The organism is Rhizorhabdus sp. GW822-FHT03C02, from assembly GCF_058801765.1.
Window position 1 is genome coordinate 305,293 of record NZ_JBXANN010000005.1, and the last position, 12,182, is coordinate 317,474.

Here is a 12,182-nt window from a genome sequence, read left to right on the forward strand (position 1 = left end):
CGTCATCGCGTCCGTTCGAAGGGCATGACGGGGCCGATCGCCGGCAACCTTGGCGGGGCGTGAGAAATTTTTTGGGGAGGCTTTTGTGGCTTATGCGGGATCTCGAAGATGCCGACGCATCCTCGATCGATTTGCTCAAGCGCCACACAGGGTGATACCACCCGGCATCGCGCCAACGCCGACCGAACGGCTGTTATCGCTAATTTGGCCGCACCAATCGGGCTTCATTCAGCGACGACAACAGGGCTTGGCCGTCGAGAAGATGCTGCTCGGCATCATTAGGTCGATCTGATGTGATAGACGCAATGATGCCTCGCTCTGCCCCGGCCAATCCGCCTTCAATCGGCGCATGGCTGTAAAGGGGGGGTGCCGTTCGAGCGACATATGCGACCAGCGCCAAGGTCAGGATTTCGACGAGTTTGTCACCGACCAACTTGTCGATGGCTTGTTGAACGCGAACCCAGCGGCGAGGTTCGGTCAAATCTTCAATTTCTTGCTCGACTGCGTCGGCCCATTGGTCGCGGATGTCGAGCACGACGCCTCGCGATGGATCGAAGATCAGCCGGAGCTTGACGATGTCGAGCTTCCACAGCGTCTCGTTGACTTCGGCGGACCGTACCTGCCGCGAGGCGAGCAGCACGAAGAGGCGACGAATGACGCCGATCGGGCTTGCGGGCTTGAGCGTATAGCCGCCACCGCGACCCAGGCTTACGCGCAGCATGTCGAGGTCTTCGAGGATGTTGAGCGCTTGCCGAAAGGTCCGGTGTCCAATCCCGAACGCCTCGCACAGGTCAGCCTCGTTGCCGATGCGCACGCCTTCTTCCGGTAGAGAACCGGAGCGCGCGATGATGTTCATCGCGAACCGCTCGGCGCGATTGTCCGAGCCGGCGGACAATGCCGCGCCATCGGCCAGCATCGCGGCCGTCTGCGCAAGCACTGCCGACACGATCCGGCCTGTCGTCGAGAGCGTCAGCAACGCGTCGGCCAGGCCCCTGACCTTTTCGAGTTGCTGCACCGCATAGCCGTGCGATCGCAAATAGATCGCCAGTGCCATCGCGGCAGACCGCACGCTCGGCGCCTGCAAGTGGAGACCGCCGCGGCAGCCTCGCCGCATCCGCATCGATCCCCGCGCCTCGACTATGCGGATGGCGCCTCGCACGACGTCCCGGCTGGCGGCGAAGCGCTCGATCAGGTCGCTCTCGGACCCCATGTCGTTATCGTCGCGCCAATCGCACCCGAGCGCCACGCTTTCGAGCAGCCATGCGACATGCAGCGGGCTCTGGATTGGCCCGTCGCCATAGCCTTCCGCGAACGCCCGGATTTCCGGCGAGGTCATCGGCCCGCGAGTGTCGGCGCTATCGTCCACGACGAAGGCTAACCCCGTCGCACGCATCGGTCAAAGTGCGCGCGATCGTTTCACGGCCGACGAGACGGCATCGCTGTGGCGATCCGGTCGTTTGAATGTTGGCACTACTTTTCGGCTGCCGCGTCGGCGATCCCACAGGAGCGAAGACCGACGCCGAAACGGCGCGGAGACGCGCAGGTGAGGCCGACCATGATTAAAATGATTACGTCCGGCGAATGGCTGCTGCATTTGTGGCTGATCGGAATCGTCGCTTCGACAATCGCGATCGGCTTCTTCTCCGGCTTCTTCGGCGCGCACCGCATCCAGCCCAAGGGGTTCAAATGGAAGCGGCTGGGCTTCGAGTTGCTCGTCGCCGTCATCGGCGGGTTCGTCACCGGTTTCCTGCTGGGCGGCGCGAACAAGTTTCTCAACAGCCACGGCTTCATCATGTTCGACAGCGCACCGGTCGCATGGTGGCGCGTGGCGATCGAATATGCCGCCTATTTCCTGCTGTTCGACACCTGGTTCTACTGGCTGCATCGCTGGATGCACAAAGAGCCGTTCTACAGCTGGATCCATAAGCTCCATCACAAATCGACATCGCCCAATCTGCTCACGACGCTCTCGGTCAATCCGCTCGAATCCTGCATCAATGGCGGGTTCGTGCCGCTTTTCCTGACGACTGCGACGCTCATCCATTTGCCCATCAGCACCGTGGCGGCGGCACTGATCCTGCCGACCAACATCGTCATGGGACTTTATGTGCATGCGGGACACGAGTTCTTTCCGCGCTGGTGGCACAAGAGTTGGGCGACGAAGTGGTTCATCACCACGACGTTTCACGACCAGCACCACAAATATTTCAACTGGAACTTCGGTGGGTACACGACGATCTGGGATCGGCTGTGCGGCACGAAGCGCGCGAAGTTCGAGGCCGATTTCGAGAAGATCTGCGACCGGCGGTGGGAATGGTGGAGCAAGCCGTTTCGACGGCGGGCTGCGGCCCCGCTTCCTTCGGCGGAGGCGTGAGCGCCACCCTAGACCGATTGCAAAACCAAAAAAGCAAACGGGGAGAAATCCGATGGCATTCCATGTTGGCCGCTTGCGGGCCACCTCGCGCCGATGGTTGGCAGGCACCGCGTCGGTTGCGCTGATCGGCTGCGCCATAGGCGCGCCGCAAGCCGCGAGCGCGCGACCGCAGGTTCCGGTCGCCGGCGCCTCTCCCGCGTTGTGCGGTGTCGGCGATGTTCGAGAACCCGGCGTACAGGGCGAAGTCCCCGCCGGCCAGACCGCCAGCTACAATTGCGGCGTCAAGCTCATCGGGGAGCTTCCCGTTGCCGGGAATGTCGCGGGCACCGGCCAATGCGCCTATGTGCGCGGCGGCGGACAAGGCGGTGCGCCGGGGCCGGCCACCATCTCCGTCATCGACGTGCGCGACCCGAAAAAGCCTATCGTGGTCGGCGAGCCGCTGCCGCTGCAATTGCGATCGGAGACGTTGCGCGTCGTCGTCACCAAGGACCGCGCGATCATGGTCTCGGGCGCGACGGTGTACGACATCAGCGACTGCCTTCACCCCAAACTCGCCGGGCAGATCAAATGGCCCGACACGACGGTTCCCGGTGTTCGCTCGCGCAATCTGCCGCACGACATCCGCATCAACCGCGATGCCACCAAGGTATTCGCGTCGTTCGGCGTGTGGGAAGCCGACCTGGCCGACCTCAAGAACCCGGAAAGCTGGAAGGTCGTCGATCACCGTTGCGAAGTCGCTGCGCAACTCGCCGGACCGTGGACCGAAGTGCATCGGCAGTCGATCTCGAAGGGCCGCAGCCTGTGCGACGATGCGACCAAGCCCGCCCCGGCCGGTGCGGGTTACTCGCTCGGGGCAAGCCCCTACGCGATATCATTGTTGTGGCCGCAAGTCGCGCACTCGCCCGATTTCAACGCCGACGACACGCGGCTCTATGTCGGCGATCAGGCTGGCGGGAACAGCGCGCTTTGGGCACCCGTGCCGAAGGTTCGCATCATCGATATCACGAAAAGCCCGTTTCAGGTTCTCGGCGAGGTCGATGGCGCAGGTCATGGTCTCGACTGGTTCCGCTCGGGCGGTCGCGACTATGTGCTGCATTCCAACGAAGGCACCAGTGCGACCCCCGGTCGGGTGCATGATGGCGATGCCTGCGCGGCATACCCAAGACCGTTCGCGCTCGGCTGGGCATATGAGGCGATCATCAGCGACGTCACCGACCCGGCCCACGCGCATAACGCTGCAATGGTGAAGATCGCCATCAACACGCCCGCATTCTGCGCGGTGCGCAAGGCGTCGGGCCGCGACCCGTGGATCGCGTATCACCTGATCGACCGACCGATCGACCCGCGTTTTACGGCAGTGAATTTCGGCGACGCGGGCCTGCGCATCTTCGACCTGCGCGATCCGCTGAAGCCGACCGAAGTCGCGTATTTCAACCACGGCGTCCCGGTCCATGCGCAGGTCGGCTATTACGACGCGGCCCGCAAACTCATCTATTTCTCCGACGCAACGGGTTTCAAGATTTTGCAGATCGAACCGCAGGTTCGGGCACGGCTCGGGCTGTAGCCGTCGATCCAAACAAAGCGACAAAAGGGGAGAGGCGCCATGAAGCGACTGATGATCGTCACATTGTTGGCCGGTACGCTGGCCAGCGGCACGGCGCCGGCACAGGCAGTGCAGCGCAATCCGGTCGATGGAGCGTCGCCGGCCAAGTGCGGGCGCAGCGATGTTCGGGAACCCGGCATTCAGGGAGACGTCCCGGTCGGACAGACGCCCCATTATAATTGTGGCGTCCGGCTCGTCGGCCAGTTCCCCAAGGGCGGGAAGGTCCAGGGCTACGGGCGATGCGCCTATGTTCGCCCGGAGGAGAGCAACGAAGTCTTCGTCGTCGATGTCGGCAATCCGGCGAGGCCGGTGCAGGTCAGGAGCCTGCCAGTCCAAGGCGTGTCGGAGACGATGCGCGTCATGGTCACCAAGGATCGGGCGATCCTGGTCACAGGCAACTCCGTGTACAGCATCAAGGATTGCCTCAATCCGGTGCATCTCGGCGAAGTCAAATGGCCTCCGCTGATCATCGGTGCCACCGCAGCGGAGGGCACGGGCGCGGGCTACGGACAGCTTCCGCACGATCTGCGGATCGACCGGACAGCCACGAAAATCTACGCATCTCCGGGCCTGTGGGTGGCCGACATCAGCAATCTCGATAATCCGACGAGCTGGAAGATTACCGATTATCGCTGCGATCTCTCACCGCAGATACCGGGGCCTTGGCAGGAACTGCATCGCCAGGCACTCGCCTCGGGCTATAATCTGTGTGACGACCTGGCCAATCCGCACGGTGCCGATCACCGCATCGGAGGAAGCCGGATGCAATCAGGTCTGCTCTGGCCTTCGATCGCCCATTCGCTCGACATCAATTCCGACGGGACGCGGGTCTATGTCGGCGACCAGAAAGTCGTTGGCACCCGCAACCTTGGGGAAACTCCCAAGACGCGCGTGATCGACATGACGAGCCGCCCGGTGCGGATCGTCAGCACCGTCGACGGGCCGGGCCACGGCCTCGACTGGTTCCGTACCGGCGGCCGCGACTATGTGCTCGGCTCGAACGAATGGGGCAGCAGCGACAAGCAGGTCTACGGATCGCCAGGCGACACATGCCGCCCCTATCCGCGGCCGTCAGCCTTGGGTTGGGGGTTCGAGGCGTTCGTCAGCGACGTCACCGGTGACAAGGCGCAGGGCGTCTCGATGCTCAGGATCGCGATCAACGATCCGCAGTTCTGCGCGGCGCGGAAGGCATCGGGCCGCGATCCGTGGATCGCCTATCATTTGATCGACGATGCGATGAACGCGCATTTCGCGGCGGTGAATTTCGGCGATGCAGGTTTGCGCATCTTCGACATCCGCGATCCGTCGAAGCCGAGCGAAGTCGCGTATTTCAATCACGGTCCGCTCGAGCATGGCGGCATCGGCTATTACGATGCCGGCCGGGGGCTGATCTACATGGCGGGCAAGACCAGCCTGCAAGTGCTGCTGATCGAACCGCAGGTCAAGGCGCGGCTCGGGCTGTGAGCCAACCCGACCGAACGCCCAGGACGTCCTGTCGGATCGAAGGACCGGCAAGCTGCGATGGAGGCGCAGACCGGCCTTGTCCTCGCCCTGGCAAAGGGCGAGCCCAAGCCGGGTGAAATGCGTCGCTAAAAGTGCACTGTCGCCGAAATGCACACCAGTTGCCACTGGTCAGGGCGACTGGATCTGCACCACCGTTGGGGGCGCCTTCGCGTCGTCGGGGGCGAGCGCGATCACGAGGTAGCGGCGGGGTGCGGCGGCGTCGCCCGCGACGATCTGGCGGATCGGGCCGGTGGTATCGACGATCGCGGCGCCGGCGGGGTTGGTCGTGAACCGGGCCAGCGGCTGGAGCGGCCCCTTGCCGTCGGGACGGTCGGCGAGCGCGAGGATATAGGGACTCTTCGGCTGGAGCCCTGTCGCCGATGCCTGGAGGATCTGGACCAGCCCCTGATCGAACAGGGTGACGCTGGTCGGCGTGGCGCCGCTGCCTTTGGCGGCGAGTGTCAGATGGACGGCATTGCCCGCGATCCCGAGCGGCTGCAGACTGTTGGTGCCGTCGCCGTCGCGCACGGCATTCGGCACGAAGGCGATCGCCTGCGGCGCCTGCCCGATCGCGACATGGCCGACGAGCCTGTTGGCGGCGGTGTCGATCACCGCGAGTCCGTCGTCATTTTCGAGGCCGACATAGATCCGGCTGCCGTCGCCCGAGGGCCAGACGCCGTGCGGCAGCTTGCCGACCGGGATCGTCGCGACCTGGCGGAAATCGTCGGTGCGGAACACCTTCACCTGGTCGAGGCCGCCGACCGAGACATAAGCGAAGATGCCGTCGCGGGTCCGGGCGAAATTGACATGGTTGGTGATCGGGCCGGTGTCGATCACCTTCAGAACCTCGAACGGCGGCACCGCTGAGAAGGCGACGGCCTTGCCGATGTCCTTGAGCGTGAACCAGACCTGCCGGCCGTCGGGCGTCGCGGCGATGTTGGGGCAGAAGGGACTCGGCTGGGTGACGTGGCCGACGATGGCGTGGGTCGCGACCTCGAACACCACCAACTCCGGATTGAAGGAGGAGCAGACATAGCCATATCTGCCGTCGGGCGAGAATGTCGTCATGCCCGGCCCGCCCGGGGTGGTCAGCCGGCGGGTTTCGGCGAAGGTCGTGGCGTCGAGCACCGCGATATAATCCTCGCCGCGCACCGTGACCCAGACCTCCTTGCCGTCGGGGGTGAAGAAGGCCTCGTGCGGCGAACGGCCGACATAGGTCGTGTGCTTCACCGCATTGGTGGCGGTGTCGATGAAGCTCACCGCGTTCGACCCGATCGACACCACCGCGAGCGTCCGGCCGTCGGGCGAGAAGCCGAGGCCATGGACCAGCACCTGGCCCTTGTAGAGCGGCGAGAAGTTCATCGGCTGCGGATCGCCCAGCCGGACGACGCCGAGCAGCAGGTTGTCGGCAGGATCGGTGACCGACAGCGTGTTGGAGAATTGCTCGGCGGCATAGACCCGGTCGCGGTGGCTGATCGCGACATCGGGCGCGGCCCAGGGCGCCTGCTGGGCGGAGGCGATCGCCGGAAGCGCCGACAGGGCACCGAGCAGCGCGAGCGAAAGGCGGCGATTCATGTCAGTGCTCCATGTCGTGCATAGAATGGGCGGCCATCGGTGCCGGCGGCAGCGCGCCATCGGTCGGGGCCGGTGCGGCGGCGGGCAGCGGCACGCCGATCGCGAGGCGCATCGCGGCGATTTCCTGCTGCTGGTCGACGATGATCTCCTGGGCGATGCGTTTGAGCCGCACGTCCTTGCCGTAGCGCAGCTCGGCGACCGCCATGTCGATCGCGCCCTGATGGTGCGGCTCCATCATCGCGACGAAATCGCGGTCGACCTGACCGGTCGATGGCCCGGCCATGCCGGCCATCATCCGGTCCATCGCCGCATGGCTTTCGCCGAGGAAGGCCGCGGCCTGCGGATCTCGACCGGCCGGCGCCGCGGCGACGAGCAGCGGAAGGCCGGCGAGGACGATGGCATAGGCTCTGGTCATGAGGCGGTTCCCCTTCGATGGGCGTACTGCCGGATCCTCCCCATCGCAGATGGGAAGGATCAAGTGCGGACGTGAGGTTGCCTGCGCGGATCGCGGAGCGCACCCCATATCAAGGTTTGGGTCGCGGCTCCCCGCAACCTTCGGGGTCAGGCATCCGGCCGATCGAAGAAGAGGTAGACCGCCGCGATCCGACCGTCGCGGACGGTGATGATGTCGGTGCCGGCATAGGCCGGCGGCTCGCCCGGCAGCCCCGACACCCAGGCGAGGCGCCCGGCCGCCCCCTGGAGTTCCTCGGGCGCACCGAGTTCGGTGTAGCGATAGTCCGGATGGGTAGCGCGGACGGCGCCGGCGTTGCGGTCGATCGCGTCGCGGCCGCGGTGGATGCCGTCGGGGGCGTAGAAAGCGGCGTCCTCGGTGTAGAGATCGTCGATCGCCGCGCGACGGCGGACGGGGTCGCCCTCGCCGAACACCTCGTGCAGGTTGCGGACCAGAAGATCGGAAATGCTGTGGGACATGGCGTGTCTCCTCGGGAACGCGCTATCGAATTGGTTCATCGGGTCAGTCCTGCAGACCTCCCCATCGCAGATGGGGAGGGGGACCGCGAAGCGGTGGAGGGGTCTGCGCAACATCGATGGTGCGGAAGACCCCTCCACCATCCTATGGATGGTCCCCCTCCCCACGCTACGCGCAGGGAGGATCTTGCTCGCGGCACCGTCGACACTGGAAGTGCGCATGCAGTGGGCAAGCGAAGGGCGACGAGACAGGCCCGTCGCCCCTCGGTGCCGGATCAGATCTGCATCTGGCCGCCGTCGACGAAGAGTTCGACGCCGTTGACGAAGCTCGCTTCGTCGGAGGCGAGGAACAGCACCGTCCGGGCGATCTCCTCGGGCTGGCCGACGCGACCGGCGGGGATCAGCGTGGCGAGATAGTCCTTGGTGCCCTGCGCCGCGTCGGCGCCGCCGAACAGCTCGTCGAGGCCGGCGGTCTCGGTGACGCCGGGGCTGACGGTGTTGACGCGGATATGGCGGTCCTTGAGGTCGAGGATCCAGGTGCGGGCGAAGTTGCGGACCGCGGCCTTGGTCGCCGAGTAGACGCTGAACGCCGGGGTGCCCGAGACGCTGGTGGTCGAGCCGGTCAGGACCACCGAGGCGCCGTCGCGGAGCAGCGGCAGCGCCTTCTGCACGGTGAACAGCACGCCCTTCACATTGGTGTCGAAGATGCGCTGATAATGGTCCTCGGTGATCGCGCCGAGCGGGAGCATGTCGCCGCCGCCGGCATTGGCGAACACCACGTCGATCTGGGCATGCTGCTGCTGGACCGCGTCGTAGAGCCGGTCGATGTCGGCGAGATTGGCCATGTCGCCGCGCACGCCGGTGACCCGGCCGCCGATCGCCTTGACCGCGGCGTCGAGTGCGTCCTGGCGGCGTCCGGTGACGAACACCGAAGCGCCTTCGGCGGCGAACGCCTTGGCGGTGGCGAGGCCGATCCCGCTGGTCCCGCCGGTCACCACCACCACCTTGTTGTCGAACCTGTTGCTCATCGTCTGTCTCCTTTGAAGCTGTCGGCGAAGCGCCGGTGCCCGTACGAGATGCATCCAGAACGATGATGCGTGTAGCCGGCAGATATGGCACTCAGCGTTCTATTGGAGGAACGATGATGCGGATCGACCTGAACGACTATGCCTATTTCGCCGAGGTGGTCGCGCATGGCGGGTTCGCCGCCGCCGGGCGGGCGCTGCGCGAACCCAAGTCGAAGCTCAGCCGGCGCATCGCCGGGCTCGAGGCGCGGCTGGGGCTGCGGCTGATCGAAAGGTCGAGCCGGCGCTTCCGGGTGACCGACACGGGCCAGGCCTTTTACGAGCGATGTCGGGCGTTGCTGGCCGAGGCCGAACAGGCCGAGGCGCTGGTGATGCAGGCGCAGTCCGAACCGCATGGCCGGGTGCGGTTCAGCTGCCCCACGGGGATGATCGAGCCGATTTCCGGGCTGATCTCGTCCTTCCTGCTGCGCTATCCCAAGGTGCGGCTGCAACTGATCGCGACCGACCGCGCGGTCGACCTGATCGAGGAACGGATCGACCTGGCGTTGCGGGTGCGCGCCGCGCTGACCAGCGATGCCGCGCTGACGATGCGCTCGCTCGGCCGGTCGACCCGCATCCTCGTCGCCTGCCCGCAGATCGCGAGCCAGGTCGCGCGCATCGAGCAGCTGGCGGCGCTGCCCGCACTGGCAACCGACGACGGCAGCGACGAGGTCGAATGGCATCTCGAATGCGAGGATGGTGGGACCCATGTCGTCCGCGTCGTGCCGCGGATGGGCTGCGCCGACATGGTCGCGGTGCGCAACGCCGCGATCGACGGCGCCGGGGTGGCGATCCTGCCCGACCATGTCTGCCGCGAGGCGCTGGCGGCGGGGCGGCTGGTGCGGGTGCTGCCCGCCTGGCACGGGCTGCAGGGGATCGTGCATCTGGTGTTCACGACCCGGCGCGGGCTGTCGCCGGCGGTGCGGGCGCTGATCGACCATCTGGCGGCGGGGTTTCCGCGCGATATTGCGACAAGGGCGGGGTGAATGGCGCGAGTGGCGCGACACCCCTCGCTCCGAATGCCGTCAGTCCTCCCGAAAATTGAGTTCGAAGCGGATGTCGCTCGGGTCCGTCACGAAGATCTGCCGGACCCCGTCTTCGGGGACATTCTCGCGAAAGGGGATGTCCCGGGCGGTCAGCCGCGCGCGCATCGCGGCGATGTCGGTGCAGGTCAGCGCGACATGGTGGATGGCGCCGCTGCCCCGCGGCGCGGGATCGGGGAGCGCCTCGCCTTCCGCATAGCGAACGTCCGCACTCGCCAGATGCAGCAGCGCCTGGCCCCCGGCATCGAGCAGCCAGGCGGCCCTGTCGCGCGATGGTTGCCCGGGCACGGGCATCACCGCCATGCCCAGCGCCTCGGAGAGGAAGCGCGTCGCCGCTTCGAAATCGGGGGTGCGGATGTTCAGATGGTTGAAGCCAAGGACCGGCACCCTATCCGATCGCGACGATGCCGACGCATCCTCGATCGATTGGCTCGAGCGCCGCACGGGCTCCTGCATCTGGCGCACCGCCGGTTCGGTGCCGGGGCTGACATATTGCCGGATGTCGAACCCGCCCTCGACGAGCCGGCGCGATTCGGGAATCGACTCCCTGACCCAGTCGGTCTGCATATGGGCGGCATGGGCCGCGGCATCGCGGTAGACCTCGACGATGGCATAGGCGTCGCCTTGCTCCGCGCTGATCCCGAAGTCGTAATGGACGACGCCGGGCTCGTTGGCGCGGGACAGGTCGCGGACATGGGCCATCAGCGCCTCGAAGGCCGGCCGGTTGGCGGGTTGGACCCTGACATGGATGATGAAGGTGATCATGCGGCCTGCCCATATGCAAAGGGGGAGAAGTTCTGCGCTATCCGATCATGACGCCCCCGCAGTCGACATTGATCGACTGACCGGTGATCGTGCGCGCTTCGTCGGAGGCGAGGAAGAGGGCTAGGTTCGCGACGTCGTCCGCGGTCGAGATCTTCGCCGCCAAGGGAATGTTCGAAAACCAGCCGGCCCGCCGTTCCTCGAGCGACAGCCCCTGCTCGTCGGCGGTGCGCTGCAGCCAGTCGGCCATGAGCTGGGTCTCGATCGCGCCGGGCACGATGCAGTTGCACCTGATGCCGAACGGGCCGGCTTCGGTGGCGACCACCTTGGTGAGAACGCGAAGCGCCGCCTTGGCCGAACTATAATGGCTCTTGCGCGGCAACCCGTTCCAGCCGGCGGTCGACGAGAAGTTGACGATGACGCCGGCCTTGCGCTCCAGCATCGACCGGCGGATGACCTCGCGGCTGCAGAGCATGGCGCCGGTCACGTCGACCGCGAATGTGGCGTTCCAGTTTTCGAGCGTCTGTTCCCAGATATATTTGTCGACCCCGGGGACGGCCGCGTTGTTGATCATGATGTCGACCTGCCCCCAGCGGTCGATCGCCAGATCGACCATCGCCGCGACATCGGCCTCGCTGGTGACGTCCGCCCTGATCGCGACCGCGGCATCGCCGATCGCGGCCGCCTCGGCCTCGACCATCTCGACGCGGCGCGCGGCCATCACCACCCGCGCGCCTTCGCCGGCGAGCATGCGCGCCATGACCGGGCCCACGCCCGAGCTCGCGCCGGTGACGATCGCCACCTTTCCTTCGAAGCGGGGGCGCATCATCCGAGGACCTTGCGCATCGTGTCGTGGCTTTCGGACGATCCGTCGAGCGGACGGTTGAAGCGCTCGACGATGCGCCATCCGTCGCCGGTCCGCGCGAGCTTCCAATGGTTGATCGCGGCCCGCCAGACGAACCAGCGATCCTCCTCGCGCAGCACGACGAACGAGTAGCCGACCGCTTCGGCCTCGTCGCCGACGATCATGATCTTCGGCGTCGCGGTGAGATGCGAGCAGCCGGTGTCGACCAGCCAGCGATGCGACTCGCCTTCGTACATGCCGACGAGGCCGTCGGGCGATTCGAGCCGGGCGGGCGCGCCGGTCGGAATGGTGAAATTATAACCGCCGCCATCGACCCAGAGCGCCGCCGCCGGCTCGCTCGTCTTGCTGTCCACGAGCGGCCCATAGCTCATCAGCAGGTTGAGGATCTCGAGATGATCCTCGCTCGCACGGAGCCGCGCCTCGAGCGCGGCCAGACGTTCCTCGACAGTCACAGGCTTCTTCTCCC

At 66.0% G+C, this 12,182-nt stretch carries 12 protein-coding genes; 4 read left to right on the forward strand and 8 right to left on the reverse strand.

All coding sequences use genetic code 11. From position 1 onward, the window contains the following. Nucleotides 1-199 precede the first annotated feature (199 nt). Nucleotides 200-1,366, reverse strand: coding sequence for a hypothetical protein (locus tag AC1RM6_RS15705; protein ID WP_493102792.1), 1,167 nt, complete (start codon nucleotides 1,364-1,366; stop codon nucleotides 200-202). Nucleotides 1,367-1,543: 177 nt separating this feature from the next. Here AC1RM6_RS15705 and AC1RM6_RS15710 point away from each other — a divergent pair, with 177 nt between their 5' ends. The 3 genes from AC1RM6_RS15710 to AC1RM6_RS15720 are packed head-to-tail and all read left to right on the forward strand — an operon-like array spanning nucleotide 1,544 to nucleotide 5,441. Next, on the forward strand, nucleotides 1,544-2,374 hold the full coding sequence (locus AC1RM6_RS15710; RefSeq protein ID WP_493102794.1) for a sterol desaturase family protein: 831 nt from the start codon (nucleotides 1,544-1,546) through the stop codon (nucleotides 2,372-2,374). Between the two features lie 52 nt (nucleotides 2,375-2,426). Beyond that, complete coding sequence (locus AC1RM6_RS15715; RefSeq protein WP_493102796.1) at nucleotides 2,427-3,938, forward strand: LVIVD repeat-containing protein; 1,512 nt, start codon at nucleotides 2,427-2,429, stop codon at nucleotides 3,936-3,938. Between the two features lie 39 nt (nucleotides 3,939-3,977). After that, complete coding sequence (locus AC1RM6_RS15720; protein WP_493102798.1) at nucleotides 3,978-5,441, forward strand: LVIVD repeat-containing protein; 1,464 nt, start codon at nucleotides 3,978-3,980, stop codon at nucleotides 5,439-5,441. Between the two features lie 168 nt (nucleotides 5,442-5,609). On the opposite strand, the gene AC1RM6_RS15725 is transcribed toward AC1RM6_RS15720, so the two are convergent. From AC1RM6_RS15725 to AC1RM6_RS15740, 4 genes are all read right to left on the reverse strand, one after another. Continuing rightward, nucleotides 5,610-7,055 carry a YncE family protein gene (locus AC1RM6_RS15725; RefSeq protein ID WP_493102800.1) on the reverse strand — a complete coding sequence of 482 codons (1,446 nt, stop codon included), beginning with the start codon at nucleotides 7,053-7,055 and terminating at the stop codon, nucleotides 5,610-5,612. A gap of 1 nt (nucleotide 7,056) precedes the next feature. After that, nucleotides 7,057-7,470 (reverse strand): DUF305 domain-containing protein, encoded by a 414-nt coding sequence (locus AC1RM6_RS15730; protein WP_493102802.1) that lies wholly within the window; start codon nucleotides 7,468-7,470, stop codon nucleotides 7,057-7,059. 146 nt (nucleotides 7,471-7,616) lie between these two features. Continuing rightward, a complete protein-coding gene (locus tag AC1RM6_RS15735; protein WP_493102804.1) occupies nucleotides 7,617-7,985 on the reverse strand; it encodes a nuclear transport factor 2 family protein in 369 nt (122 codons plus the stop codon). Between the two features lie 272 nt (nucleotides 7,986-8,257). Continuing rightward, complete coding sequence (locus tag AC1RM6_RS15740; RefSeq protein ID WP_493102806.1) at nucleotides 8,258-9,010, reverse strand: SDR family NAD(P)-dependent oxidoreductase; 753 nt, start codon at nucleotides 9,008-9,010, stop codon at nucleotides 8,258-8,260. Between the two features lie 113 nt (nucleotides 9,011-9,123). Between AC1RM6_RS15740 and AC1RM6_RS15745 the strand changes: the two genes are divergently transcribed. Then, nucleotides 9,124-10,032, forward strand: a complete 909-nt coding sequence (locus AC1RM6_RS15745; RefSeq protein WP_493102808.1) for a LysR family transcriptional regulator — start codon at nucleotides 9,124-9,126, stop codon at nucleotides 10,030-10,032. Between the two features lie 39 nt (nucleotides 10,033-10,071). Here the strand turns inward: AC1RM6_RS15745 and AC1RM6_RS15750 are convergent, their stop codons facing one another. Genes AC1RM6_RS15750 through AC1RM6_RS15760 form a run of 3 tightly spaced genes read right to left on the reverse strand, consistent with a single transcriptional unit; the run spans nucleotide 10,072 to nucleotide 12,168 of the window. Next, a complete protein-coding gene (locus AC1RM6_RS15750) occupies nucleotides 10,072-10,854 on the reverse strand; it encodes an antibiotic biosynthesis monooxygenase (RefSeq protein WP_493102810.1) in 783 nt (260 codons plus the stop codon). 37 nt (nucleotides 10,855-10,891) lie between these two features. Then, the gene (locus AC1RM6_RS15755) at nucleotides 10,892-11,680 is read right to left on the reverse strand and encodes an SDR family NAD(P)-dependent oxidoreductase (RefSeq protein ID WP_493102812.1); all 789 of its coding nucleotides are present in this window, start codon (nucleotides 11,678-11,680) and stop codon (nucleotides 10,892-10,894) included. Then, complete coding sequence (locus tag AC1RM6_RS15760) at nucleotides 11,677-12,168, reverse strand: nuclear transport factor 2 family protein (RefSeq protein ID WP_493102815.1); 492 nt, start codon at nucleotides 12,166-12,168, stop codon at nucleotides 11,677-11,679. Before AC1RM6_RS15760 ends, AC1RM6_RS15755 begins: the two co-directional genes overlap by 4 nt. Nucleotides 12,169-12,182 lie beyond the last annotated feature (14 nt).